Source organism: Hymenobacter sp. 15J16-1T3B (assembly GCF_020711235.1).
GTDB lineage: Bacteria > Bacteroidota > Bacteroidia > Cytophagales > Hymenobacteraceae > Solirubrum.
Genome location: NZ_JAJFAV010000019.1, coordinates 74,540 through 98,807, shown reverse-complemented (window position 1 = coordinate 98,807; position 24,268 = coordinate 74,540). Strand labels below are relative to the sequence as shown.

Here is a 24,268-nt window from a genome sequence, read left to right as displayed (position 1 = left end):
GCCCTCCCCCATTTTCCACCGTAACCACGACAACTGCGCGGCGTCCTTCGGCCGCCGCCCGCTTGGCCATGCTGCTCGATTTCGAACAACCGATTGCCGCCCTCGAAGGCAAGCTCCGCGAGATGCAAAAACTGGCGCAGGAAAGCCAGGTTGACGTCTCGGAGGCCGTTGAGGCCCTTGAAACCAAAATCAAGGCGCTCAAGAAAGAAACGTACGCCAACCTCACCCGCTGGCAGCGCGTGCAGCTTTCGCGCCATCCCGACCGCCCCTACACGCTCGACTACATCGAGGGCATGACCCAGAAGTTTGTGGAGCTGCACGGCGACCGGACCGTGGCCGACGACAAGGCCATGGTGGGCGGTTTTGCCGAACTCGACGGGCGCACCGTCATGTTTATCGGGCAGCAGAAGGGCCGCAACACCAAGCAGCGGCAGCTGCGCAACTTCGGCATGCCCAACCCCGAGGGCTACCGCAAGGCCCTGCGCCTAATGAAGCTGGCCGAGAAGTTCGGCAAGCCCATCGTCACGCTCATCGATACGCCGGGCGCCTTCCCGGGCCTGGAGGCCGAGGAGCGCGGACAAGGCGAGGCCATTGCCCGCAACCTCAAGGAAATGTTCATGCTGAAGGTGCCCGTTATCTGCATCATCATCGGCGAGGGCGCCTCGGGCGGAGCCCTGGGCATTGCCATCGGCGACCGGGTGCTGATGCTGGAAAACACCTGGTACTCGGTGATTTCGCCCGAGTCGTGCTCCAGCATCCTGTGGCGCTCCTGGAACTACAAGGAGCAGGCCGCCGAAGCGCTGAAGCTCACCGCTACCGACATGCTCAAGGCCGGCCTGGTTGACGGCATCGTGAAGGAGCCCCTGGGCGGCGCCCACACCGACCCGGACAAAATGATTCAGACGCTGAAAAAGACCATCCTCAAAACCCTGGACGAGCTAGACGCCCTGCCCCACGACGAGCGGGTGTCGCAGCGCATCGACAAGTTCAGCAAGATGGGCGTGGTCGTGGAAGCGTAAGCAGTTGTCAGGGCGCACTTCGCTCTTGACTGCCTGTTCTGACAAATCAAAAAGCCCGCGACTGGTGTCGCGGGCTTTTTTGTTAGCGTCGGCCCGACGACCGATAACTCGCACCGGACCACTTACTTCACCGCCGCGGCCAAGCGGGCAGCCAAGTCCTCGATGTCGGCGCGGCGGGCCAGCACCTGCAGCCACTCGGGCGGAATGGCCTGCTCGCCGTAGTACAGGCCGGCTAGGCCGCCGGCGACGGCGCCAGTCGTGTCGGTGTCGTCGCCGAGGTTGACGGCGGCCAGCACGGTTTCGGCGTAGGTGTCGTAGCGCAGCAGGCCCCAAAGAGCGGCTTCCAGGGTGTGGAGCACGTAGCCGGAGCCACTGATTTCGTCTTCGCGATACTGCGCTAGGGGCAGAATTTCGTATTCGCCGTGGGGCTGCTGCAGAATGCGGTGAAAGCGGTGCTGCTCGGCCAGCAGCGCCGGCTCATTGGCAATGGCGGCCACCACAATGTGCCGCGCTTCATCAAAAGCGACCTGCCTATCAGCTCCCAGCAGCAGCTGCCGGGCCACTTCGAGGTAGATGAAGCAGGCCAGCACGGAGCGCGGGTGAGCGTGCGTGGGGCTCGACACTTCACGAGTCTGTTGCAGCCGCTCAGCCACCGGCAAGTTGCGCGTGTAGAACACCAGCGGCAGGATGCGCATCAGGGAGCCGTTGCCGTTGCTGTACTCGTCAGAACCGCCCGCGTGTAGCGGCGGCGTGCCACGCTCCAAGCGGCGAATGGCCTCGGCTGTAGCCACGCCTATGTCGAAGACGCGCCCGTGAGGCGTCCAGTAAGCATGCTCGTACCAGTTGATGAAACGGCGACTCAAGTCACCCAGGTCGTAGCCTTTGGTTAGGCTTTCGGCCAAACAGAAGGTTAGCGAGGCGTCGTCGGACCAGGTGCCGGCGGGCTGGTTGTGGGTGCCGTAGGCGCGCATGCTCACCACGGGGTCGGCTTTGCGGCGGGCGCGGCTTTCGAATTCAACGGGCACGCCCAGCGCGTCGCCGACGGCCAGGCCGAGCAGGGCGGCGCGGATGTGGGCTTCGAGGGAGGATGAAGTTTGGGACATAGCGAAGGATATACAACCCGAAGGTAACGGCGCCGAACCAGCCGCCGCGGACAGGGGCAGGCCCAATCTTCTGTGGCCGCCGGCCGCAGCGCGCAAAAAAGCCCGCAGGAAGCCTGCGGGCTTTAGGCGGGTAGTCGGCCCCTCCTACGATCAAACCACTACCCGCTTGCGCTGGGTGCCCGCAACGAGGGCTCAGCGGGTAGATGTCGGCTGGCAGTAGTTTCCACAAATCCGGCGTTGAAATTTTCTCGGCCGCGGCAAGCCTTCCTTGTTTTGCTCAATTCACGACTGCACAAAACTCCGTCGGCGTCGTTTTTTTAGCGGCAACAGGAACTTTTTTTATTTCTACAACCAACTCAACAACAATACATTATTACGCCAGCAACATCGCCACCTGCCGGCGCTACGCGCAGACGAGCCGCAGCACTTTAGATTTTGGCACACAATTTTCAAGTGACCTGGAGAGTTTAACAGTTACGAACCGCCACTTCAACCTTCTCTCTCCGATGATCCGAATCCTGCTTCTCTGCTTTGCGCTGCTGGTGAGCAGCGTGGCCTCCACCACGCCGGCCGAAGCGGCCCGCATCAGCTCCTACGCCAAGGCCAAAATGAAGGGCCGCATCTACACGCACCGCCCCAACTACAAAACCTACAAGGGCCGCAAGAAAGCCAAGCGCTTCAGCCTGCGCAAAACCGGCAAGAGCAGCAACAGAACGTTCCAGCTGCGCCCCAAGCACAGCACCACGCGCTTCTAGTCCCGCCCGACAACGCCCGCCGCGGCGGTTCGTCGACCGACCAGCTCCCTTGCGGGGCCGCGCCTCCTGGCCGCGGCCCCGCTTTTTTTAGGCCCCGGCGTAAAAGCGCTGCCGCGTCTCGATGAGCACCTGCTCCACGGCGGCGCGGTCGGGTTCAGGGGGCAGTGCGGAGGCGGCAAAGGCCGCATCGACACGTTGCACCAGCGCTTCGGCCTGCTGCACCAGGTCGGCGTACTCGAACTCGCCGCGGCGGATCTGCAGCAGAAAGTCGCGGTTGGGGCGGCGCACGTGCAGGCGGCCTTCGCGGGCAATTTCCTCGGCCATCTGCAGCAAGCGAAACACGTGCAGCATGTTCTTGGCGTCGTAGTTTTTGCCGTGCTGCACGGTGTTTTGGTAGCGCTCGGTGTTGCGCTTTTGCACCCAGTCCCAGTACTCGCGGTACACGCGGCAGTAGGTGCTGTAGCCGTTGCGGTTGAACGACAAATACGCCACGGGCTCCTCCCCTTTCGGCACGGCCGAGAGTTGCACGTCGTTGCTCAGCTCCGCGTCGCGGATGAGGCCGCGGTAGCCGAGTCGGCCATCCGCCGAGCCGTCCACGAACAGCGCGTAGAGGTCGGGCAAGTGCGGCACATTGGCCAGGCCGCACTGCGCGGCCGTGAGGCTTTGCCGTTGCAGCCAGGTTTCGGCCGGCTGGGCCCCGGCACCGCGGGTCACGTAGCAGAAGTCGAGCACCGACTTGCGGGCCGGCGGCTCGGGGTTGTTGATTTTCTTGTTGAGGCCCTTGGCTTTCTTGATCTGGGCCACGGCGTAGTCGGCGAAGGTTTGGCGGCAGAGCTGGGAGAGAAACAGCTCGGGCCGAAACGCCGCGAACAGCGGGTGGCGCTGCCGCACGCAGTCGGCCGGCGAGGCCAGCAGCTCCAGCACGTTGGGGTTGTTCTTGAGGGCCAGCTCGGTGAAGCGGCGCAGCTCGTAGAACACCTCGTCGTTCGTGTCGTTGGCCACCTGCGGCACGTAATCGAGGCCCAGAAACTGGCGCTCGGGCAGCACAAACACGCCCTTCAGGTCGGTATCGGAGTGGGCCAGGTTGGTGCCGTAGGCCCGGCTGCCGCTGACGGCTTCGAAGAGAATCAGGTGCTGCTGGCGCAGATCGGGAATGAGGAGCATAGAAGCAAGGTAAGTCCTGTTAAGTTTGTTGGAAAAGCGCGACCGTACCGCCCCGGCGGGGTCACCCTTCTCTTCTTCTCGCCTATGCTTACTGCTACCTTGCCGACCGCGGAGCACCTGCACGTCGTGCGCAGCGCCCGCGACAACGTCGGCTACTCCGAGCTGCTGCTGTACGTGGCACCCCATTATTTCACGCCCAAGCACTTCCACGACCTCTTCGACGAATGTTTCGAGGTTGTCGCGGGCGAATTAGAATTTGGCCACGGCAACCAGAAGGTGGTGCTACGGGCCGGCGAGCAGGTCACGGTGGGCCGCGGTACCGTCCACTATTTCGCAAACCGTACGGCGCAGTCGGCGGTGGTACGGGTGAAGGTTTCGCCCGGCAACCCCGACTTTGAGCTCGGCTTCCTCATTTACCACGGCCTGATTCGCGACCAGCTCGTCGACCAGAAGCGCCGCCCTAAGCACTTTGCCGACACGGCCATCTTCCTCAAACTCACCAACTCGCGCTTTCCCGGGCTGGGTCGCTTTATCGAGCCGTTGTTTTTCCGGGCGGCCCGCAAAGCCATAGCGCGCGGCCGCCTGGCCGAAATGCATGCGCGCTACGCCGTGAACTAAGAATCAGACCAGGCTGTGGCGCCGCTCAATAATGATGGCACACACGATATCGGTTGCTCGCCGCGGTTCCGCGCAGGTTCGCGCGGAACTTTAAAAGCTCCCCGCCAGCAGCTGCCGAAACCGCTCGTTGAGGGCCGGCGTGGGGTCGTCGCGGCGCGGGGGCGCCGGGGCGGTGCGGGCGGCCTGCCCGGCCAAGTATTCGGCTTCGATGAAGTGGGCCAGCCCGGCCGGGCGCGGGGCGGTGGTTGTTTCGTCGGCCCGGGCTTTTAGGCGCAAGAGCGCGTCCACGTCGGCCTGCAACTCCGCGGGCACCAACTCGCGCAAGAGGCGGAACTCCATCGGTGGCACGGTTTGCCGTTCCCGAATCCAGCGGGCGGCTAGCACGGAGCGCAGGGCGTAGAACAAGCGTTTTAGGCGGATGGCGGGCGGCGGCAGGTCCTCTTCTACCCCGCGGCGCACCAGGCCCAGGTAGTGGTGCAGCCCGGCCAGCGGGTTGAAGCACTCGGCCCGCAACGGCTGCAGGACGGTGCGAAAGTCCAGGGCCTCCAGGTACACCACCGGCGACTGCAGCCACTCCAACAGGGCGGCGTTGGAGCCGCGCAGTAGTTTCAGGGCCTTGCGCAGGTCCCAGCCGGCTAGGTCCAGCTCGTCGTCGAGGGGAAAATTGAGCGTGTCGGGGCCTTCGTCCAGGGTCAGGTACCAGCTGGCCGGGCGGCAGTAAATAAAGCGCACGTCGTAGTCGGAATCGGGCGAGGGAAAGCCCCAGGCCCGGCTGCCGGCTTCGCAGGCGTAGAGGATGCGGATGCCGTGCAGCGGCTCCAGGCGGCGCAGCTCGGCTTCGATTCGCGGTTGCATGCGGGCAAATTAGTGCGGTTTCGGCGGCGGCGGCCGGTTACGCCGGCTAAGCTGGCGGCTGGTCGGCGCGCCGGTTGGGCAACTTCTCCGGGAGCAGGCCGGAGGGCCGCGGCTGATGTCGGATAGCAAACTTTACTCAAAGCATTGACAGTCAATACGTATGCTGATAAACGCACACTAATTCAACTTCACCAGCCACGGCCTAAGCCTGCCGGCGGCGCCCAACAGTGTGAGCAGCCGCATCGGTGTCGAGCGGGCAAACAGTTCCGGCCAACTCAGCTGCCGCGCCGGCCCACGAGGGCCGTGGCGCAGCCCAGCAACAAGGGCACTTGCCGCACCTCGGCGCAGCCGGCGGCCAGAAAAGCGCCTTCCACCGCGTCGAGGTTGGCGAAGCTGTGGGCGTAGAAGGGCAAGTAGCGGTGCAGGGCGGCGCGGCCCCGGCTCAGCCAGGTCAGCAGCGGCAGCACCGAGCCCAGGTACTGCCGAAACGCCCAGCGGCGCCAGCCTTGCCGGGGCAGGGTGAATTCGAGCAGCACGAAGGTTCCGCCCGGCCGCAGCAGGCGCCGCACTTCGGCGGCCAGGGCCAGGAACTGACGGGCATCGAGCGTTTTCAGGCCGTAGCCGCACACCACGGCATCGGCGGCGGCGGCGGGCAGCGGGGTGCGCAGCGCGTCGGCCAGGTGCAGGGTGGTGTTGGCGTGAACGGCCTGCTGCCGGCGCTGCGCCGCCTGCGCAAGCATGGCGCCGGCAAAATCCACGGCCTGCACCTGCGCGCCGGGCCCGAGGCGGCGGCGCAGCGCCGGCCACAGCTCCCCGCCCCCGCACATCAAATCGACAACCGTGCCAGCGGCCGGCAGCGCGGGCAGCAGCTGCGCGGCTTGGTGGCGCCAGGCGGCGGTTAGGCCCAGCGCCATCCACTGGTGCCAGCGGTAGCTGGGCGCCAGCTGATTGAAGAGGTGGCGCACGAAACCGGCGTCGAACAGGGCGGCTTCGGGGGCGGTATCGGCGGGGGTGCGGCGGCGGGCGCGGGGCCGGGCCATGACGCGGCTACTCATGCTGGGCTTGGGTTTGGATGGCGGAAAGCACGCGCTGGTGCATGTCGTCGAGCAGGTAGTCGCTCCAGAGCTGCCAGTAGGCGCGCGGGGCAATGCTGTGGCGGTAGGAGGTCGAGGCTTCGAGCACGGTGCTGCCGTCGGGCTGGGGCAGCAGGCGGAAGGTGCCCTGCTCCACGCGGAAATAGCCGTGCAGGTGCGGGGCGTGAATGCGCGGGTACGGACTCAGCTCCTGCATCGGAGCGGGCATGTCGGGCACCCGAAACGTCAGTTCCCGCCCCGGCTGCCAGCTCGTCACCGGCAACCGCGCTGCGCCCTGCGAATAGGTGCAGATGAGCTGATGGCGGCCGTCGGGGGTGGTTTGCAGGGCCGTGCGCGTGGGGTAGGCCACGCCGGCCCGAAACAACCAGCCCACTTCGGCCGGGTACTGCACCGGCCGCGTGAGCACCTGCCACACGCGCTCGGGCGAAGCCTGCACCCGCAGCCGCGTGACAACGCGGTGGGCCGGCACCGGCACGGGGTAGCGGGCTTCCAGCGCCTGCCCAACCGGGTAGAGCAACACCAGCACCGTGAGCACCCGGGCCGAATTTCGCTCCCCAATCATGTGACTCAGCGAACTGCCCAGCCACGCCCCAATCAGCGCCATGAGCAACGCCAGCGGCGCGGCCATCAGCACGCAAATGACGCCTTCCAAGGCCGAGGCCACCAGCAAGGCCAGCGTGCTGAGCGCGGCCAGCACGACGGTGACCCAGGTGGCTACCAAGCCGGGTTGGGGCTCCCCCGGGGCCCGGCGGGCAGTATACATGGCATTGGCGACCAGCCCCCCGATAAAAGGCGAGGCCAGAAACACCATGATGCCGTAGCTCTGAAAAACGTTGGTGGAAAGGAAGGTCAGCGCGGCGCTGAGCGCGGCGGTGGGCACCACGGCCAGCACGGCGCAGCCCGGCGGCGTCTGGGTCAGCCACTGCCCCACCGACTGGGGCGGGGCCGCGGTTTCGTCGTCTTCGGGATAGAGGCGGGGCGGTTGGTTGGCGGGGTCCATACGCACGGGGAGTGGCGGGCGGACCGGAGCCGGCCGCCCTAGGTGAACATTCGGAGAAACTTGTCGATCAACCAGTTCTTCTCAGCCTTCATCACACCGGTGAGCACCGTGTCGGCGCTGTCGGCCAGCTGCTGAATGTCGCCGAGCACGCGGTGAAACTCGCGGTAGCCGGGCTCGGTGGGGTCGCCGGGCAGGGCGGCTAGCTGGTCGAGGCTGCGCTTCATCGCGTCCAGCTCGCGGCGTTTCCGCTCGCGGATGATGCAGCGCGTGACCTGCAGCATGTCTTTTTCGGCCACGAAGTACTCGCGCCGCTCGCCGGGCTTGAGGGCCTTATACACCAGGCCCCAGTCGAGCAGCTCGCGCACGGTCATGCTGGCGTTGCCGCGCGAAATCTGCAGCTGCGCCATCAGGTCTTCGGTGCTCAGCGCCTCGGCCGATACCAGCAGCAGCGCGTGCATCTGGGCCATGGTGCGGTTGATGCCCCAGTTGGCGCTGGTGGCGCCCCAGAGCTGCACAAACTGGGCTTTGGCCTGCTCTAGCGGCAGCAGGTCGGGCGAGGAGTCGGCGGTTGGGTTAGTCGGGTCGGGCATGAAGGAAAAAGCGCAAAGGCCGCGAATCAGGCCTCTACGGTACGCAGAATATCGGCAACGGCCGCTTGGCAGCCGGGAAATTGGAACTGAAAGCCCCATTCGAGCAGGCGCTGGGGGTATACTTTGCGGCTTTTGAGCACCAGCTCGGTCTGGGTTTGAAGGGCCCAGGCGCCGGCTTCGAGCAGCCACTCGGGCTGGGGCAGGCGCAGCACCGGGCGCAGCTGCTGGGCCAGCAGGGCGTTGAAGTCGCGGTTTTGGAGGGGCTCGGGCGCGCAGAGGTTGAACACTCCGCTGGCGCCCGGCTGCTCAATCAGAAATTCGACGGCCCGGGCAAAGTCGGTGGCGTGCAGCCAGCTGATCCACTGCCGGCCGCTCCCCTGCGGGGTGCACAGGCCCCAGCGCGCCAGCCGGGCCAGCACCGGAAAGGCCCCACCCTCGGCGCCGAGCACAATGGCCGTGCGCAGGGCCACGCGGCGGGTGTTGGGCGCCGGGCAGGCCCAGAAGGCGTCTTCCCAGGCCTGGGCCACCTCCACCGAAAAGCCCCGCCCGATGACGCCGTCGGCCTCGGTGTTGGCCGGCCGCTCGCCTTCCGTGTGCTCGTAGATGGTGGCCGTGGAGGAATTGAGCCACACCCGCGGCGGGCGGCGGCAGGCCGCCACGGCCGCCCCGAGCACCCGCGTACTTTCCACCCGGCTGTCGACGATGGCGCGGCGGTTGGCCGCGTGGTAGCGGCAGTCGACGCTGCGGCCCGCCAGGTTCACCAGCACCTCGGCCCCGTCGAGCTCGGCGGCCCACTCATCGAGGGTGCGGCCGTCCCAGCGCACGTAGCGCACGTTGGCGTAGGCGGGTAGCTGCTCCCGCGACAACACCACGATTTCCACCCCGGGGCGGCGGAAGTGGCGAATCAGGCGTTGGCCCAGAAAGCCGGTGCCACCGGCCAGAACGATGCGCGTGGGTGCCATAGCGGTACACAAAAAAGATGAAGAAAAGAAGCTTCAGTGCTTTGTTCGCTCCAAATGTATCACAAGTTTCAATAATTATTGAAACTTGTGATACATAATTAATAATCGGTTAATTATCAGCTACTTTATTTTCGCAACACCGCCCAATAATCGGCTAGAGCAGCCGGATTGACTAGGCCGCGGGGCCGGCCACCAGGGCCGAGCCGGGCTCCAATAGGCTCCTTCACAAAAAAAACAGCTGCTGTGCCGCAGTTTGCCGGCGCCGCCGGCACCCGCGCCCGGTGGCCGCGACGAAACCCAATGGCTGTAACCCCGGGGCCGGTTTTGCGGTCTAGCAATAGGTTTTCATCCCGACTGCAGCCATGACTCAGCCTACTCCTCTCCTACTCCAACACCAAATTGCCCTCGTCACGGGGGCCAGTTCCGGCATCGGCTTCGGCGTGGCCGAGGCGCTGGCCGCGGCGGGCGCCACCGTCGTTATCAACTACCACAAGGAAGCCGAGCCGGCCGAAAAGCTGGCCCAACGCATCAAGGACGGCGGCGGCGAGGCCCTGGCCGTGCAGGCCGACGTAAGCAAGGAAGAAGACGTGCAGCGCATGTTTCGTACCGTCGTGGAAAAATACGGCACCGTGCACATCTTGGTCAGCAACTCGGGCATTCAGCAGGACGCGGCGTTTCTGGACATGACCGCGGAGCAGTGGCAGCGCGTCATCGGGGTAAATCTGACGGGACAGTTTTTGTGCATGCGCGAGGCGGCGCGCGAGTTTGTGCGCCGCGGGCCCCAGCCCGACGTGTCGCGGGCCACGGGCAAGATCATCTGCATGAGCTCGGTGCACGAGGTGATTCCCTGGGCCGGGCACGTGAACTACGCCGCCAGCAAGGGCGGGCTGATGCTGCTGATGAAGAGCGTGGCCCAGGAGCTGGCCCCGCACCGCATCCGCGTCAACGGCATCGGGCCGGGCGCCATTGCCACGCCCATCAACGCGGAAGCGCGCGACACGCCCCAGGAAGAGCGCGACCTATTGAAACTCATTCCCTACGGCCGCATCGGGGAGCCCGCCGACATCGGCAAGGTGGCCGTGTGGCTGGCTTCCGACGAATCGGACTACGTGACGGGCCACACGCTGTTTGCCGACGGCGGGATGCTGCTCTACCCCGGCTTCGTGGGCAACGGCTGAGCCCCCGGCGCGGGCGGCAGCCCGCGTCCGCCTGGGCCGTTCGGCCACCCTACCGCTCAGGCACCCGAGGAGTCCCCATCTGATGGCCGCGGCCGCAAGCCCGCGCTACTTTTTGCTTATGTCGACCACACCCGACACGCCCGAACACCAACGCCTGGCCACGGCCAACGCCCCGAAGGGCGCCACGCCCTGGCGCCGCTTCGGCCCCTACCTGGCCGACCGGCAGTGGGGCACCGTGCGCGAGGACTACTCCGCCGGCGGCGACGCCTGGCACGCCACCACCCACGACATGGCCCGCAGCTACGCCTACCGCTGGGGCGAGGAGGGCATCGGCGGCATCTCGGACGACAAGCAGCGGCTGTGTTTCGCGCCCGCCTTCTGGAACGGGCAGGACTCCATCCTGAAGGAGCGGCTGTTCGGGCTGAGCGGGCCCGAGGGCAACCACGGCGAGGACGTGAAAGAGCTGTACTACTACCTCGACAACACGCCCACGCACTCCTACATGCAGATGCTCTACAAGTATCCGCAACGGGCGTTTCCCTACGAGTGGCTGGTGCAGGAAAACGGCCGCCGCAACCGCCACAAGCCCGAGTTTGAGCTGCTCGACACGGCCGTCTTCCACGAAAACCACTACTTCGACATTTGTCTGGAGTACGCCAAGGCCAGCCCCACGGACCTGCTCATCGAGCTGACCGTGTACAACCGCGGGCCCGAGGACGCGCCGCTGCACGTGCTGCCGCAGCTCTGGTTTCGCAACACCTGGAGCTGGGGCTCCGACGCCTACCGCCCCCAGCTGCGCGCCGACGCGGACGGCCACCTCGAGGTAGCGCACCGCGAGCTGCCGGCCCTGCGCCTGTACTGCGAGCCGCTCGACGAGCAGGCGCCGGAGCTGTTGTTTTGCGACAACCAGACCAACTGCCAGCGGCTGTTCGGGGTGGCGGCGCCCGCGGAGGAGCGGTTTTTCAAGGACGGCATCAACGACTTCGTGCTGCACAACCGGGCCGATGCCGTGAACCCCGAGCGCGTGGGCACCAAGGCCGCCGCGCACTACCGGCTGCTGGTGCCGGCCGGGCAGCAGCGGCGGCTGCGCTGGCGCCTGGGCCCGCCCGAGTTGGCCGCGCCCTTCGCTGACTTCGACCAGCTCATGCAGCAGCGCCGCGACGAGACGGACCAATTTTACGCGGCGCTGCAGGCCGACATCGGCGACGCGGACGCGCGCAACGTGCAGAGGCAGGCGCTGGCGGGCATGCTCTGGAGCAAGCAGTTCTACTACTACGACGTGCCGGAGTGGCTCACGGGCGACCCGGCTTTTCCGCCGCCCCCGGAATCGCGCCAGCACGGCCGCAACGCCCACTGGCGCCACCTCAACAACGCCGACGTCATTTCGATGCCGGACACCTGGGAGTACCCCTGGTACGCGGCCTGGGACTTGGCCTTCCACTGCGTGCCGCTGGCCATGGTCGACGCGCACTTTGCCAAGCACCAGCTGGGGCTGCTGCTGCAGGACTGGTACATGCACCCAAACGGGCAGCTGCCGGCCTACGAGTGGAACTTCTCGGACGTGAACCCGCCGGTGCACGCCTGGGCCACCTGGCGCGTGTACAAAATGGACCAGAAGCAACGTGGCGAGGGCGACGTGGCGTTTCTGGAAGCCAGCTTCCACCGGCTGCTGCTGAACTTCGCTTGGTGGGTAAACCGCAAGGACGTGGAAGACCGCAACGTGTTCGAAGGCGGCTTTTTGGGGCTCGACAACATCGGTGTGTTCGACCGCTCGGCCGATTTGCCGCCGGGCACCTTTATGGAGCAGGCCGACGGCACCTCCTGGATGGCCATGTACGCGCTGGACATGATGCGCATTGCCCTGGAGCTGACCAAGACCAACCCCATCTACCAGGACATGGCCAGCAAGTTCTTCGAGCACTTCCTCTACATCGCCGACGCCATGGCCGGCATGAACGGCAGCCCGGACAGCCTGGATTTGTGGGACGACGAGGACGGGTTCTACTACGACGTGCTCAACACCCCGGAGCGCGGCCGGCAGCCCCTGAAAGTCCGCTCCCTGGTGGGGCTGGTGCCCTTGTTTGCGGTGGAAGTGCTCGACGAGGATTTGATGCGCGAGATGCCCACGTTTGTGGCCCGCATGAGCTGGTTTTTGGAGCACCGCCCGCAGCTGGCCGCGCTGGTGTCGCGCTGGCAGGAGCCGGGCAAGGGCCGCCGCCACCTGCTGAGCCTGCTGCGCGGGCACCGCATGAAGCTGCTGCTCAAGCGCATGCTCGACCCGGCGGAGTTCCTCTCCGACTACGGCATCCGGTCGTTGTCAAAGTACCACCATGAGCATCCCTACGTGTACCACACGCCCGAAAAGGACTTCACGGTGCGCTACGAGCCGGCCGAGTCGGAAACGGACCTGTTCGGGGGCAACTCCAACTGGCGCGGGCCGGTGTGGCTGCCGATGAACTTCCTGATCATCGAGTCGTTGCAGCGCTTCCACCACTACTACGGCGACGAGTTCAAGGTGGAATACCCCACCGGCTCGGGCGAGTACTGCACCCTGCTCGGCATTGCCGATGCGCTAACCGCGCGCCTCACCCGCCTGTTTTTGCGCGACGCGCAGGGCCGCCGCCCCGCCCTCGGCCCCGACCCGCACGTTCAGGACGACCCGCACTTCAAGGATTTTCTGCTCTTCCACGAGTATTTCCACGCCGAAACCGGCCAGGGCCTCGGCGCCAGCCATCAAACCGGCTGGACCGGCCTCATTGCCAAGCTGCTGCACCCGCGCCGCCCCGACGGCAGCCTGTTCGCCGGCGTGTCGGACGAGCAGGAAGAGCAGCAGCAACTGCAAGAACCCGTGCCGGCGGAGCCGGGCAAGTAACGAGGGAGGAATAAAAGGTCATGTCGAGCGAAGCCGAGACCTGACGTGCAGTTAAAACTCACCAAATCACCCACCATGCCCGACTCCCCTACTCCCTCGCCCTGGCTGGATTTGACCACGCCCATCACCGACCAGATGCTGCACTGGCCCGACAACGCCCCGGTGCACATCCGCCCGACGCGCAGCATGGCCTGGGGCGACGCGGCCAACGTGACCGAGCTCAGCCTGAGCGCCCACACCGCCACCCACGTCGACGCTCCGCGCCACTTCCTGGCCGAGGGGGCCGACGTCACCCAGCTCGACCTCAGCACCCTCATGGGCCCGGCCCGGGTGGTACGCATTGAGCACGAACAGTTTGTAACGCGCGACGAGCTGGAACGGCAACTGCCCGAGGTGCAGCCCGGGGCGCGGCTGCTGTTTCGCACCCGGAATACCGAGCGCAACTGGTCGGTTCAGCCATTTACCCAGGACTTTGTGAAGGTGCGCGCCGACGCGGCCAAGTGGCTGCGCGACAACGGCGTGGTCTGCGTGGGCGTGGACTACCTCTCCGTGGGGCCGGCCGATACGCACAAAATTCTGCTCGGCGCCAGCATCACCGTCATCGAGGGCCTGAACCTGCGCCAAGCTGAACCGGGCCGCTACGACATCATCTGCCTGCCCCTGCTCATCGAAGGAGCCGACGGCGCCCCGGCCCGCATCATTGCCCGCAGGCTCCAGGAATGAAGGCACGAATTGGTGCGCAGTGAATGCCCCGAACTGCTGCTACTGGCTGCTGAGTTACGGCTTCCTTCTTCCTCCCAGCGTTGGCGCTGCGGCCCTCAGCTCCACCTGCCCCATCCTTCACAAATTCACCACTCCACAACTTCACCCTTGACATGAGCAACACCCAAATCGGCATCGTCGGCCTCGGCAAAATGGGCGCGGCCCTGGCCCAGCAGGCGGCCGAAAAAGGCTACCCCGTGGTGGGCATGGACATTCGCCCGCGGCCCGACCTGGAATCCGACCTGATTCACGTCGTGGGCACGCTGCCGGAGCTGGCCCAGCGGCTGGCGCGCCCGCGCAAAGTGTTTATGTACATCCCGGCCGGCGCGGCCGTCGACGGCATCATCGAGCAGCTGCTCGGGGTGCTGGAACCCGGCGACGTGCTCGTCGACGGCGGCAACTCCTACTGGGGCGACTCCATCCGCCGCGCCCGGCGGGTGCAGGCGCAGGGCGTGCACTTCCTCGACTGCGGCACCAGCGGCGGCCCCGGCGGCGCCCGCACCGGCGCCTGCTACATGGTGGGCGGCGCCCCGGCGGCCGTGGCCCTGCTGCAAGACTTTTTCGTGGCCACGGCCGTGCCCGGCGGCTTTCTGCACACCGGCCCGGCCGGCACCGGGCACTACGTGAAGCTGGTGCACAACGGCATCGAGTTCGGCATGCTGCAAGCCATTGCCGAGGGCATGGGCCTGCTCACGCACTTCCGCGAAAAGCTGGACATCAGCGCCATTCTGCAGCTGTGGAACAACGGCTCGGTGGTGCGCAGCTGGCTCATCGAGCTGATGAAAAAGACCTACGACCAGGAAGGCGGCTTCACCGTGCCCAGCTACATCGAGGACACCGGCGAAGTGAACTGGCTGGTGGCCGATGCGCTGCACATGGAAGTACCTATTCCGGTCATCACGCAGTCGGTGGTGCAGCTCTTCACCTCCCGCGACAAGGACCCGACCTGGGCCAAGGCCATTGCCATGATGCGCCACGGCTTCGGCGGCCACCCCTACGGCGAGGACGCGGGCATCCGGCACGAGCGGCAGTTCGGGCGCGTGGGCGAGTACGAGCAGCCCGACGAGACCGGGGAGCAGCCGGAGAATAATCCGAAGTAGGCCCCTGGAAGCCCCGCTCGGCGCAGGGGCAGCATTGCGCATTGCGCATTTCTGAGCAGCTTTGTTCGGTCTTGATAGCTGCGGCTGCGGGACCGAACCAAGCTGCTCAACTTTTTTCTGCCATGCACAAGGGCCGCCTCGAAGCCTTCAGCGACGGTGTACTCGCCATCATCATCACCATCATGGTGCTGGAAATCAAGGTGCCGCACGGCCACGGCACCCTGGCCGACCTGCTGCCCCTGGTGCCGGTGTTTCTGAGCTACGTGCTGAGCTTTATCTACATCGGCATTTACTGGAACAACCACCACCACATGCTCAGCAGCGCCTCGCGCATCAGCGGCGTGGTGCTCTGGGCCAATCTGCACCTGCTGTTCTGGCTGTCCTTGGTGCCCTTCGCCACCGGCTGGATGGGCGAAAACCACTTTGCCCCGGCCACGCTCACCCTCTACGGCGCGGTGCTGCTGATGTCGGGCGTGGCGTACTGGGTGCTGCAAAGCACGATTATCCGGCAGGACGGCCCCGACTCCGTCCTGGCCCACGCCATCGGCCGGGACCTGAAGGGCAAGGCCTCGCCCCCGCTCTACATTGCGGGCATTCTGGCCTCGCTGTGGCAGCCCTGGCTGGCCGGGGCCATCTACGTGTTCGTGGCCTTCATGTGGCTGATTCCGGACCGGCGCATCGAACGCACGCTGGCCCGCAAGGCCGCCGACAACCGGGTGGCGCCCTAGCCGATGGCCTTTGCGCTGCGCCACGCGGGGTGTCGGCTGACCAGCTGCTGGGTACCGCCGTTTGAGCCGCGTCGAGCTGCTGGATCAGTATTTGGGGCCGCCATAGGCTTCGATAACCTGCAGTTTCTGGAGCCCCAAGAGCCGTACGGGGCCACCGAGCGGGTCATCGTGACGGAGCCCGGCCAGGGTACCCGGCGTTCGGGTAGCGGCGGGGCAATTCTGGGCCCGCCGTTGTAAGTTGCCGGCCGCGCCGGGGTGCCGGCGCATTTCCCCGCTGTTATGCCCACTTCTGCCCTGATCCGACTGCTGCTGGCGGCCCCGGTCGGCCTGCTGCCCTTGCTGACCGGCTGCCGCACCCAACCCGCCGCGGCCACCATGGCCGGCGCGGCCGCGCCGGCCGTTGCGCCGCCTGCTGTCGCAGCGCCGGCGCCCGCCCCGGCGGCCGTCGACACGGCCACGCTCGGCCGGTATTTGCGCGCCGTGGCCTCCGACGCCATGCTGGGCCGCAAGCCCTTTACGGAAGGCGAAAAGCGCATCACCGGCTACCTGGCCGCCGAATTCAAGCGCCTCGGCCTGCAGCCCGCGCCCGGCGGTAGCTATTTTCAGCCGGTGCCGCTGGTTGAAATCACCGGCACGCCGGCGCCCGCGCTGCTCATCAAGGGCGGCAAGGGCCAGCCGCTGAGCCTGCAGTACAAAACCGACTTCGTCAGCTTCACCCAGCGCGAGCAGCCGGAAGTAGCCGTCACCAACTCCCCGCTGGTCTTCGCCGGCTACGGCGTGACGGCGCCCGAGTACGGCTGGGACGACTACCAGGGCCTCGACGTGAAGGGCAAGACCGTGGTGGTGCTCGTCAACGACCCCGGCAACGCGGGCACGGACACCACCCTGTTCCGCGGCAAGGCCATGACCTACTACGGCCGCTGGACCTACAAATACGAGGAAGCCGCCCGCCACGGGGCTGCCGCGGTGCTCATCGTGCACGACACCCAACCGGCGGCGTACCCGTGGTCGGTGGTGCTGAGCGGGGCCGTCAGCCCCAAGCTGCGCGCCCAGACAGCCAACAAAGGCGCCGACAAATGCGCCCTGGAAGGCTGGCTGACCCTGGACGCGGCCAAGCGCCTGTTTCAGGCCGCCGGGCAGAACTACGAGGCGCTCTACCAAGCCGCCAACACCAAAGGCTTCCGCCCGCGGCTTCTCGGCCCGCTCACGCTCACGGGCAGCATCCGCAACCAGCTGCGCCGCCAGACCTCGCAGAACGTGCTGGGCGTGCTGCCCGGCACCACCCGCCCCGACGAGTACATCATCTACTCCGCGCACTGGGACCATTTCGGCGTGGGCAAGGCCATTCAGGGCGACTCCATTTACAACGGCGCGGTGGACGACGGCACCGGCCTGGCCGCCCTGCTCAGCATTGCCGAGGGCTTTCAGAAATCGGCCACGAAGCCGGCGCGCAGCATCGTGTTTCTGGCCGTGACGGGCGAAGAGCAGGGCCTGCTGGGCTCGGCCTACTACGCCCAGCACCCGGTGTTTCCGCTGAATAAGACCGTGGCCGACCTGAACATGGACATGCTCTGGCCCTACGGCCCGATGAAGGATCTGACCGTCATCGGCTACGGCCAATCGGAGCTGGAGGACTACGCCCGGGCGGCGGCCCGGGCGCAGGACCGCTACCTGCTGCCCGACCAGACGCCCGAAACCGGCATGTTCTACCGCTCCGACCACTTCAGCTTTGCCCACGTGGGCGTGCCTTCGCTCTACGCCTCGGGCGGCTACGAAAGCCGCGCCCACGGCAAGTCCTACATTGCCGACAAGCGCCGCGAGTACACTACTAATATGTACCACAAGCCCGCCGACCAGTTCAGCCCCGGCTGGGACCTGACCGGCATTGCCCAGGACGCGGAGCTGTACTTGCGCGTGGGCCAGCGCCTGGCCGCCGAAACCACGTTTCCGCAGTGGCGGGCAGGCTCGGAGTTTCGGGCGGCGCGGGAGAAGAGCCTGGGCCACTAAGCCGGGCTGGACTGGTTTTTGAGCGGCGGCCGGGGCCGTTTCGGTCGCATTGTCGGCCGAAACAGCCCCGGCCGCCGCTCAACTTTTTATCCGTGTTTTCCGCATGAAAAAGCTATTTACCCTGCTACTACTCAGCCTGCTGGCGCTGCCCGGGTATTGCCAGATGGACCACACGTCCCTGGTGGAGCTGTTTTTCACCGAGTATACCCTGCTTGGCCCTGAAAAGGCGCTGGAGCACCTGTACGCCACCAGTGCGGCGCCGCAGCACAACCAAGCAGGCTTTGAGCAGCAGCGGGCGGAGCTGCGCAAGCTCACGCCGGAAAACGTCGGCAAGTACTGCGGCCGCCAGCAGATCCGGGCAACCGGCCTGAGCTGGAACCTGGCGGCTACGTCCTATTTGGTGCGCTTCGAGCAGCAGCCGGTGCGCTTCACCTTTACGTTCTACAAAGCCCAGGACCGGTGGGGCCTGTACGCCTTCACCGTCGATACGGACCTGGCGGCGGAGCTGGCGGAAACGCTGAAGCTGAACTACCCGACGCTGGAAACCCGCCAGCCCTGAGCCGGGGCGCTGGCTCAGGGCTGGCGGGGGCCGCCGCAGCACACGGACTTGCTACAGGCGCGGGTCCACGGCTTCGCTTTCCAGGGCCAGCACACCGAACACGCACTGGTGCACCTGCCGCAGCGGCTGCCCGGCCACGAAGCGCTCCAGGCCCTCCACGCCCAGGGCGAATTCGCGCAGGGCCAGGTTGCGCTTGCTCTTCACGTTTCGCTCGCGCAGGCGCTCCAGGTTGCCGGGCAGCAGGTAGTCGGGGCCGTAGATGATGCGCAGGTACTCGCGGCCGCGGCACTTCAAGGCGGGCTGCACCAAATTTTTCTGGCCCGCGGGGATGAAGTCGTAAGGCTTCACCACCATGCCTTCGCCGCCGGCTTCGGTCAAATCCAGCCACCATTGCGTGGCCACCTCCACGTCCGGAATGTCGCGCAGCGTGACCACGCGGTAGGGCGTGGCGCGCAGCAGGCCCTCGTCGGCGCGGCAAAGCGCGTGCAGGGTTTCCATGTGCCAGGCGTGGTCCTTGTCGAAGTAAGTGCGGCCCTCGGTGGCCAGCAGGTGGAAGGGCGCCAGGCGCAGGTCCGCGAGGCTTTCCACGGGCCAGCAGTAGCGGCGGTAGGCCTGGGCGTAGTGCTCGGCCGCGTTCTGCCGGGCCACGGTGCGCGCCAGCAGGGCCTCGAGGCCGTCGAGGCCGCGGGCGGCGGCTTGGCCGAGGGCAGCGGCCGCGGCGGGCAGGGCGGCCGTGGCAGCGGAGGCCACGGCGGCGTACTGGTTTTTGATGAGCTCCTGGGCCTTGGCCGACCAGGGCAGCAGCTCTGCGTCGAGGCACACCCAGTCGGTATCGAACCGCTCCCAGAAGCCGCTGCTGCTCAGCGCGTCCTGCAGACGGGCCAGGAAGGCGGCTTCCATCGCCGGATCAGTGAAGAAATTGCGCCCGGTGCGGGTGTACACCTTGCCCGGCCCCTCGCCCACCACCCCGAAGCGGCGCCGGGCGGCGGCTTCGTCGCGGGCCAGCACCACCACCACGCGGGAGCCCATGTGCTTTTCCTCGCACACCACGCGCTCCACGCCCTGGCGGCGGAAGTAGTCGAAGGCCTCGGCCGGGTGCTCCAGCATATCGGGCAGCACCGAGGTTTCGGAAGGCGACATGGTGGGCGGCAAATACAGCAGCCACTTCGGGTTCAGGGCAAAGCGCGACATGACTTCCAGCGCCGCCGCGGCGTTTTCCTCGCGGATGGTCACCGAGGGCAGCAGGCGCGTTTTCACGATTTGCTTGCCGAGCACGTCCGCAAGGTCCAGCACCTCGTCGTGCTGCTGCTGGGCGGAAAGCGGAGTCGTCAACTGCGAGTTGTCCGTTGCCCGGTCGCTTGGGTGGTCTGCCAACGTACTGCTGACCACGCCCCGCAGCGGCCGCACCGGCTCGCAGTAGACCTGGGCGGCGGGCACCGTCACCAGCTCCCGCTCGGGGTAACGCAGGGCGGTGAGGCGGCCGCCGAACACGCAGCCCGTGTCGATGTCGATGGTGTTGTTGAGCCATTCGGGCTCGGGCACGGGCGTGTGGCCGTAGACCACCGTGGCCCGGCCGCGGTACTCGGCGGCCCAGGGGTAGCGCACCGGCAGGCCGAACTCGTCGATTTCGCCGGTGGTTTCGCCGAACAGGGCAAACGCCCGCACGGCGCCCGAGCCGCGGCCTTGCATGTCCTCGCGCAGGCCGGCGTGGGCCACCACCAAGCGGCCCTCGTCGAGCACGTAGTGGCTCACCAGCGAGTCGAGAAACTGCCGCACTTGGTGTTTGAAGGTGTCCGACTCGCCCGCCAGCTGGCGCACGGTTTCGGCGAAGCCGTGCTGCTCGTTGACCTGCTTGCCGTTCAGGTAGCGCAGCAGCTTGATGTCGTGGTTGCCGGGCACGCACAGCGCCAGCCCGTCGTGCACCATGCGCATGACGAGGCGCAGCACCGCCGGCGACTCTGGGCCGCGGTCGACTAAGTCGCCGAGGAACACCACCTTGCGCGCCGCGTCAGCGTCGGCCCGGCGAGTAACGCGCACGCCCAGGTCGCGCGCGTCCTGCACCGTCTCGGCCTGCACCGCGTAGCCCAGCTGGTCGAGCAGCTGCGTTAGTTCTTGGTAGCAGCCGTGCACGTCGCCGATGATGTCGAAGGGGCCGGTTTCGTGGCGCCGGTTGTTGTGCAGCGGGTCGCGCACCACGGCCTGCACGGCGTCGATTTCCTCGGGCCCGTGCAGGTGGTAGATGTGCCGGAAGCCCTCGGCTTTGAGCAGCTTGAGGGAGCGGCGCAGCTGCTGGCGCTGCTGGGGCACCACGTGGCGGCCCAGGTGCTGGCGCTCCGCCCGCTGACGGTTGCGGTCCTCGGCCACGCGGTCGGGCACGTCGAGCACCACGGCGGCGGGCAGCACGTGGTAGCGGCGGGCCAGCTCCACCAAGGTCTTGCGCGCCTCCGGCTGCACATTGGTGGCGTCGACCACGGTGAGCAGGCCACGCTTCAGGCGCAACTCTACTAAAAAGTGCAGCAGGGCAAAGGCGTCGGTGGTGGCGCCCTGGTCGTTTTCGTCGTCCGCCACCAGGGCCCGGCACTGATCCGACGAGACAATTTCGGTGGGCCGGAACAGCCGGCGAGCAAAGGTGCTTTTCCCCGCCCCCGAGGTGCCGATGAGCAGCACCAGGGAGAGTTCGGGGAGCTTGAGGGAGGTCAAGGACATGGATAGAAATGGATATTTTCGCCCGCGTTCCTACGCGTCTTCCGATTATGGTACTAGCCGACTGGTTAGCCGCATTGCCGGCGAATTTAGCCCAAACCGGTATTACCCTTTACCCCGGCGCCCCGCCCCGTTCGATTCGGCGGTTTGAGGGGCAACTCCATCTAAGATTACCCGAAGATTTTCGGCTGTTTTACAGCTGGTGTGACGGTTTTGAATCGACCACAGACTGGTTCCGCATGGTTCCACTGGATGAAATCATGACTCACCCCGGCAACTACCAGCCGCCCCGACGCTTCACCATTGCCGAGTGCCTGCTGTACTGCGACACGTGGGAGGTGGAGCTGCTCAACGCTCCCAGTGCTTACCGCATTCTGAACACCTACCGGGGCCAGCAGGTCGTACTGACCACTTCGTTGGCCAGCTTTCTGCAGCATTTCTTGCGGGGCGGGGTGTACGCGGCTAACGGGCTGTATGCGTGGGCCGAACGGCTCCTGGCCGGTGGTTGAGCGGCCCGTCCAATACGGCTGCTGGTTGGCAGCCCCTTCCTACTTCCGCACAAACGCTACCTGCCCGTCCCGGTAGGTTTCCAACAGGCGCGGGGTAAGCTTGCCCCAGTAAGTCTGCACGGTGCCGTTCGGGGCTTTGTGCAGGCGAAAGAGCACGTCGCCGGGCTTGAGCTGTTGGTAGCCCGCGCCGTCGAGGCCCTGCACGAAGATGACCTGGGCGTCGGTCGGAGTGCCGGACGCGCGCACTTTCAGCTTCATAAAAGTCTGCTGGCCCTCCACGTTCAGCTGCCCGCCGAGGCGGCCGCTGGCCGGGGGCTGCAGGCGCAGTTGCCAGGTCATGGCCATGCTGTAGCCGGCCACGGCTTTCACGGGTTCTTCCTCGTAGCGGTAGTTGCCGGCCCAGGCTTGCACGCCGGCGGCCGGCGGGGTGGCCGTAAGCACGGAAAACCAGGTCAGCAGGAGCAGCAGCGTGGTCATGGCGACGACGGATGGGTGGAACTGCTTCCTGTAACGCAATTCCGGCGCCCGCGGCCGAGCTGCGGCTCCGCCCGGTCCGCGGTTACCGCTGCGTTTCCGGTTGTTGCGCGGCCGGTGGGCTACTGCACGCCCGTCACCCGGAACTCCACGCGGCGGTTGAGCTTGCGTGTTTCCTCCCGCTCGTTGCTGGCCCGGGGCTCGGCCCCGCCCAGGCCCACCCCGCTGATGCGCTCGGCCGCTACGCCGTGGTTGACGAGGTAGGTCTTGACGGCCGCCACGCGCTGCTCGCTTAGCGCCACGTTTTTCTGCGGGTCGCCCACGTTGTCGGTGTGGCCGCGCAGCTCGATGCTCATGCCCGGGTTCTGGGAGAGCAGGGTCACGAGTTGGTCGAGAGCGGCGAACGACGAGGCGAGCAGCGTGGCCTGCCCCTGCTCGAACTGCACTTTGTCGAGGGCCGTGACGGTGCCCACGCCCAGGGGGCGCAGCAGGATGTCCTGCACCGACGGCCCGGCCGGCAGCGTGTAGAGGCTGTCGGCGGCCAGGTAGCCGGCCAGTTGGGCCTCGGCCGCGTAGCTGAAACCGGGCTGGGCGCTAAAGCTAAAGGTGCCGTCGGCCGTGAGCGGCACCGGGCGGCCGCGCAGGCTCAGCCGGGCCCGCGGCAGGGGCTGCCGCGTCACGGCGTCGAGCACCCGCCCGCGCCAAGTGGCGCTGGACGGGGCCGCGGCCGGGGCTGGCGCCGCGGGCGGCGGCACCGGGCTGCGAAACAAATTGCAGCCGGCCAGGTCGGTGTACACGCCGCGGCGCACGCGGCGGGCGTCGCGGAAGGACAGGTCGACTTCGTAAATGGATTTGGGCCCGGCCAGGTAGAGGCGGCGCTGCCCGCTGGCGTCCTGCTGCATCAGCAGGTCGCTGTAGCCGCCGCGCTCGGGCAGCCCGTCGATGGGCAGCAGGTCCGGGTCGGCTTTGAGGGTGCGCAGGTCGACCCGCAGCACCGCGCCGTCGGTGCTGTACACCTCGTAGAGCGTGCCCTTGTCGTCGAGGCAGAAGTTGGCGTGGGTCCCGGCGCCGGCAAAGCCGATGGCCGGGTAGTAGGGCGCCTGCTGCACCGGGTCGTGCGACCACACCACCGTCACGCTGCCATCGGCGGGGCTCACGCGCACGAGCTGGTTGCCGTCGGAGGTGATGAAGTAGAGCCGGCCGGCGGCGTCGGTGGCGGCCGAAATCCAGACGCTTTCCCCGCCCTGGGCCGGCAGCTGCCACTCGGTGTAGCCGCCCTGCCGGGAGGCCGGGTCGTAGCGGTACACGTACTCCGGCGCGTTGGTCGGGGCTTTGGTAACGGCGTAAAGGCAGTTGTCGAAGCCTTTGGCCAGGGCGTACGACTGAAAGGGCAGCACCTGCCGGTGCACCCTGGGCGCGGCCGCCAAGTCGTTGGTATTGAACTCGTGAATTGTGCGGCAGTCGTCTTCCCAGATGCCGTTGTGCACGCGCAGGGCCGCAATGCCGTACATTTTGTCGTCGCAGCCCTGCTCGGCGTAGCGCTTGGGCGGGGCCGCGGGGCTGCTGCCACCCGTCAGCGCCAACGACTCCACCAGCTGCTGGCCCTCGGCCAAGTAGCGGCGGTCGGCGGCCGGGGCGCGGTACTCCAGCTGCAGCTGCTGCCCGCCGCGCAGCAGGCGGCGGCCCAGCACGCGGGTGCGGCCCGCGGCCGTGGCGTAGCTGTAGTCGTAGCTGAGTTCCTGGTAGGCGCCGGCGTCGCGCTCGGTCAGGCGCAAGACCTGGCTTTGGGGCAGGGCGCGGATGCGGCTCCACAGCGAATCCTGCAGGCCCTGGGCAAGCGGGTTCGGGGTTTTCAGCGCGTCGGGCAGGCTGCGGCTGCGCAGCACCGCGGCGGCCGGCGGGTTGTCGGGCGAGCCGCCGGCGTAAAAGGTCACCGCCCCGGCCTCCTGGCTGACCTGCCAGGTCAGCGGGTAGGTGAGGCGGTAGCCCAGGCGGGCGTCGGTGTAGGCTTGCCCGGCCGCGGGGCCCTGCGCGCGCAGGGGCAGCCCGCACAGCATCAGGAAAACCAGCGTCAGCAAAACCTTCATAGGCGGAAACTCAAACTCGGCGCGGCGGCCCCGCTGCGGGGCGCGGCCGGCCTGGTAACGTAAAGTTACGCCTGGTTTGCTCCCGCCGACGTGTATCCGTCCGCGCCGGCACTGGCGGGCCGTACCCCG

21 protein-coding genes are annotated in these 24,268 nt (G+C 66.9%); 11 read left to right on the top strand and 10 right to left on the bottom strand.

Going from position 1 to position 24,268, the window contains the following annotated elements:
• Positions 1 to 68 precede the first annotated feature (68 nt).
• Entirely contained in the window at positions 69 to 1,019 is a 951-nt protein-coding gene (locus LJ737_RS24060) for an acetyl-CoA carboxylase carboxyltransferase subunit alpha (protein WP_227769321.1), read from the top strand.
• Between the two features lie 122 nt (positions 1,020 to 1,141).
• On the opposite strand, the gene LJ737_RS24055 is transcribed toward LJ737_RS24060, so the two are convergent.
• Positions 1,142 to 2,122 (bottom strand): ADP-ribosylglycohydrolase family protein, encoded by a 981-nt coding sequence (locus LJ737_RS24055; protein ID WP_227769320.1) that lies wholly within the window; start codon positions 2,120 to 2,122, stop codon positions 1,142 to 1,144.
• Between the two features lie 506 nt (positions 2,123 to 2,628).
• Here LJ737_RS24055 and LJ737_RS24050 point away from each other — a divergent pair.
• On the top strand, positions 2,629 to 2,877 hold the full coding sequence (locus LJ737_RS24050; RefSeq protein ID WP_227769319.1) for a hypothetical protein: 249 nt from the start codon (positions 2,629 to 2,631) through the stop codon (positions 2,875 to 2,877).
• 87 nt (positions 2,878 to 2,964) lie between these two features.
• On the opposite strand, the gene LJ737_RS24045 is transcribed toward LJ737_RS24050, so the two are convergent.
• A complete protein-coding gene (locus tag LJ737_RS24045) occupies positions 2,965 to 4,041 on the bottom strand; it encodes a DNA polymerase beta superfamily protein (protein WP_227769318.1) in 1,077 nt (358 codons plus the stop codon).
• Between the two features lie 84 nt (positions 4,042 to 4,125).
• Here LJ737_RS24045 and LJ737_RS24040 point away from each other — a divergent pair, with 84 nt between their 5' ends.
• The gene (locus LJ737_RS24040) at positions 4,126 to 4,659 is read left to right on the top strand and encodes a cupin domain-containing protein (RefSeq protein ID WP_227769317.1); all 534 of its coding nucleotides are present in this window, start codon (positions 4,126 to 4,128) and stop codon (positions 4,657 to 4,659) included.
• A 90-nt stretch (positions 4,660 to 4,749) separates the two neighbouring features.
• On the opposite strand, the gene LJ737_RS24035 is transcribed toward LJ737_RS24040, so the two are convergent.
• The 5 genes from LJ737_RS24035 to LJ737_RS24015 form a co-directional block, all read right to left on the bottom strand.
• Positions 4,750 to 5,514 carry a nucleotidyltransferase domain-containing protein gene (locus tag LJ737_RS24035; RefSeq protein WP_227769316.1) on the bottom strand — a complete coding sequence of 255 codons (765 nt, stop codon included), beginning with the start codon at positions 5,512 to 5,514 and terminating at the stop codon, positions 4,750 to 4,752.
• A gap of 275 nt (positions 5,515 to 5,789) precedes the next feature.
• Positions 5,790 to 6,569 (bottom strand): class I SAM-dependent methyltransferase, encoded by a 780-nt coding sequence (locus tag LJ737_RS24030; RefSeq protein WP_227769315.1) that lies wholly within the window; start codon positions 6,567 to 6,569, stop codon positions 5,790 to 5,792.
• Positions 6,562 to 7,608, bottom strand: a complete 1,047-nt coding sequence (locus tag LJ737_RS24025) for a hypothetical protein (RefSeq protein ID WP_227769314.1) — start codon at positions 7,606 to 7,608, stop codon at positions 6,562 to 6,564. The genes LJ737_RS24030 and LJ737_RS24025 overlap by 8 nt, the downstream gene beginning before the upstream one ends.
• 38 nt (positions 7,609 to 7,646) lie before the next feature.
• Positions 7,647 to 8,198, bottom strand: coding sequence for a GbsR/MarR family transcriptional regulator (locus tag LJ737_RS24020; RefSeq protein ID WP_227769313.1), 552 nt, complete (start codon positions 8,196 to 8,198; stop codon positions 7,647 to 7,649).
• Positions 8,199 to 8,224: 26 nt separating this feature from the next.
• Entirely contained in the window at positions 8,225 to 9,160 is a 936-nt protein-coding gene (locus tag LJ737_RS24015; RefSeq protein ID WP_227769312.1) for a TIGR01777 family oxidoreductase, read from the bottom strand.
• A gap of 362 nt (positions 9,161 to 9,522) precedes the next feature.
• Between LJ737_RS24015 and LJ737_RS24010 the strand changes: the two genes are divergently transcribed.
• The 7 genes from LJ737_RS24010 to LJ737_RS23980 all read left to right on the top strand — a co-directional run bounded on the left by LJ737_RS24010 (position 9,523) and on the right by LJ737_RS23980 (position 18,366).
• Positions 9,523 to 10,338: an SDR family oxidoreductase gene (locus LJ737_RS24010; RefSeq protein WP_227769311.1), complete on the top strand. Its 816-nt coding sequence runs from the start codon at positions 9,523 to 9,525 to the stop codon at positions 10,336 to 10,338.
• Between the two features lie 118 nt (positions 10,339 to 10,456).
• Complete coding sequence (locus LJ737_RS24005; RefSeq protein WP_227769310.1) at positions 10,457 to 13,210, top strand: MGH1-like glycoside hydrolase domain-containing protein; 2,754 nt, start codon at positions 10,457 to 10,459, stop codon at positions 13,208 to 13,210.
• Positions 13,211 to 13,285: 75 nt separating this feature from the next.
• A complete protein-coding gene (locus LJ737_RS24000; protein ID WP_227769309.1) occupies positions 13,286 to 13,933 on the top strand; it encodes a cyclase family protein in 648 nt (215 codons plus the stop codon).
• Positions 13,934 to 14,085: 152 nt separating this feature from the next.
• Positions 14,086 to 15,072 carry an NADP-dependent phosphogluconate dehydrogenase gene (locus LJ737_RS23995; RefSeq protein ID WP_227769308.1) on the top strand — a complete coding sequence of 329 codons (987 nt, stop codon included), beginning with the start codon at positions 14,086 to 14,088 and terminating at the stop codon, positions 15,070 to 15,072.
• 122 nt (positions 15,073 to 15,194) lie between these two features.
• A complete protein-coding gene (locus LJ737_RS23990; RefSeq protein WP_227769307.1) occupies positions 15,195 to 15,800 on the top strand; it encodes a TMEM175 family protein in 606 nt (201 codons plus the stop codon).
• A gap of 279 nt (positions 15,801 to 16,079) precedes the next feature.
• Positions 16,080 to 17,807 carry a M28 family metallopeptidase gene (locus LJ737_RS23985; protein ID WP_227769306.1) on the top strand — a complete coding sequence of 576 codons (1,728 nt, stop codon included), beginning with the start codon at positions 16,080 to 16,082 and terminating at the stop codon, positions 17,805 to 17,807.
• Between the two features lie 103 nt (positions 17,808 to 17,910).
• Positions 17,911 to 18,366, top strand: a complete 456-nt coding sequence (locus tag LJ737_RS23980) for a hypothetical protein (protein ID WP_227769305.1) — start codon at positions 17,911 to 17,913, stop codon at positions 18,364 to 18,366.
• A gap of 51 nt (positions 18,367 to 18,417) precedes the next feature.
• Here LJ737_RS23980 and LJ737_RS23975 read toward each other — a convergent pair whose 3' ends face one another.
• Positions 18,418 to 21,072: a polynucleotide kinase-phosphatase gene (locus tag LJ737_RS23975; RefSeq protein ID WP_227769304.1), complete on the bottom strand. Its 2,655-nt coding sequence runs from the start codon at positions 21,070 to 21,072 to the stop codon at positions 18,418 to 18,420.
• A 236-nt stretch (positions 21,073 to 21,308) separates the two neighbouring features.
• Here LJ737_RS23975 and LJ737_RS27320 point away from each other — a divergent pair, with 236 nt between their 5' ends.
• The gene (locus tag LJ737_RS27320) at positions 21,309 to 21,578 is read left to right on the top strand and encodes a hypothetical protein (RefSeq protein WP_227769303.1); all 270 of its coding nucleotides are present in this window, start codon (positions 21,309 to 21,311) and stop codon (positions 21,576 to 21,578) included.
• A 39-nt stretch (positions 21,579 to 21,617) separates the two neighbouring features.
• Here LJ737_RS27320 and LJ737_RS23965 read toward each other — a convergent pair whose 3' ends face one another.
• Both LJ737_RS23965 and LJ737_RS23960 read right to left on the bottom strand, forming a co-directional pair.
• Entirely contained in the window at positions 21,618 to 22,055 is a 438-nt protein-coding gene (locus tag LJ737_RS23965; protein WP_227769302.1) for a DUF5991 domain-containing protein, read from the bottom strand.
• A 119-nt stretch (positions 22,056 to 22,174) separates the two neighbouring features.
• Positions 22,175 to 24,139, bottom strand: a complete 1,965-nt coding sequence (locus tag LJ737_RS23960) for an OmpA family protein (RefSeq protein ID WP_227769301.1) — start codon at positions 24,137 to 24,139, stop codon at positions 22,175 to 22,177.
• Between the last annotated feature and the right edge of the window lie 129 nt (positions 24,140 to 24,268).

Coding starts and splice junctions, on each gene's coding strand:
- LJ737_RS24060 (WP_227769321.1), top strand. CDS start 69: ATGCTGCTCGATTTCGAACAACCGATTGCCGCCCTCGAAGGCAAGCTC.
- LJ737_RS24055 (WP_227769320.1), bottom strand. CDS start 2,122: ATGTCCCAAACTTCATCCTCCCTCGAAGCCCACATCCGCGCCGCCCTG.
- LJ737_RS24050 (WP_227769319.1), top strand. CDS start 2,629: ATGATCCGAATCCTGCTTCTCTGCTTTGCGCTGCTGGTGAGCAGCGTG.
- LJ737_RS24045 (WP_227769318.1), bottom strand. CDS start 4,041: ATGCTCCTCATTCCCGATCTGCGCCAGCAGCACCTGATTCTCTTCGAA.
- LJ737_RS24040 (WP_227769317.1), top strand. CDS start 4,126: ATGCTTACTGCTACCTTGCCGACCGCGGAGCACCTGCACGTCGTGCGC.
- LJ737_RS24035 (WP_227769316.1), bottom strand. CDS start 5,514: ATGCAACCGCGAATCGAAGCCGAGCTGCGCCGCCTGGAGCCGCTGCAC.
- LJ737_RS24030 (WP_227769315.1), bottom strand. CDS start 6,569: ATGAGTAGCCGCGTCATGGCCCGGCCCCGCGCCCGCCGCCGCACCCCC.
- LJ737_RS24025 (WP_227769314.1), bottom strand. CDS start 7,608: ATGGACCCCGCCAACCAACCGCCCCGCCTCTATCCCGAAGACGACGAA.
- LJ737_RS24020 (WP_227769313.1), bottom strand. CDS start 8,198: ATGCCCGACCCGACTAACCCAACCGCCGACTCCTCGCCCGACCTGCTG.
- LJ737_RS24015 (WP_227769312.1), bottom strand. CDS start 9,160: ATGGCACCCACGCGCATCGTTCTGGCCGGTGGCACCGGCTTTCTGGGC.
- LJ737_RS24010 (WP_227769311.1), top strand. CDS start 9,523: ATGACTCAGCCTACTCCTCTCCTACTCCAACACCAAATTGCCCTCGTC.
- LJ737_RS24005 (WP_227769310.1), top strand. CDS start 10,457: ATGTCGACCACACCCGACACGCCCGAACACCAACGCCTGGCCACGGCC.
- LJ737_RS24000 (WP_227769309.1), top strand. CDS start 13,286: ATGCCCGACTCCCCTACTCCCTCGCCCTGGCTGGATTTGACCACGCCC.
- LJ737_RS23995 (WP_227769308.1), top strand. CDS start 14,086: ATGAGCAACACCCAAATCGGCATCGTCGGCCTCGGCAAAATGGGCGCG.
- LJ737_RS23990 (WP_227769307.1), top strand. CDS start 15,195: ATGCACAAGGGCCGCCTCGAAGCCTTCAGCGACGGTGTACTCGCCATC.
- LJ737_RS23985 (WP_227769306.1), top strand. CDS start 16,080: ATGCCCACTTCTGCCCTGATCCGACTGCTGCTGGCGGCCCCGGTCGGC.
- LJ737_RS23980 (WP_227769305.1), top strand. CDS start 17,911: ATGAAAAAGCTATTTACCCTGCTACTACTCAGCCTGCTGGCGCTGCCC.
- LJ737_RS23975 (WP_227769304.1), bottom strand. CDS start 21,072: ATGTCCTTGACCTCCCTCAAGCTCCCCGAACTCTCCCTGGTGCTGCTC.
- LJ737_RS27320 (WP_227769303.1), top strand. CDS start 21,309: ATGGTTCCACTGGATGAAATCATGACTCACCCCGGCAACTACCAGCCG.
- LJ737_RS23965 (WP_227769302.1), bottom strand. CDS start 22,055: ATGACCACGCTGCTGCTCCTGCTGACCTGGTTTTCCGTGCTTACGGCC.
- LJ737_RS23960 (WP_227769301.1), bottom strand. CDS start 24,139: ATGAAGGTTTTGCTGACGCTGGTTTTCCTGATGCTGTGCGGGCTGCCC.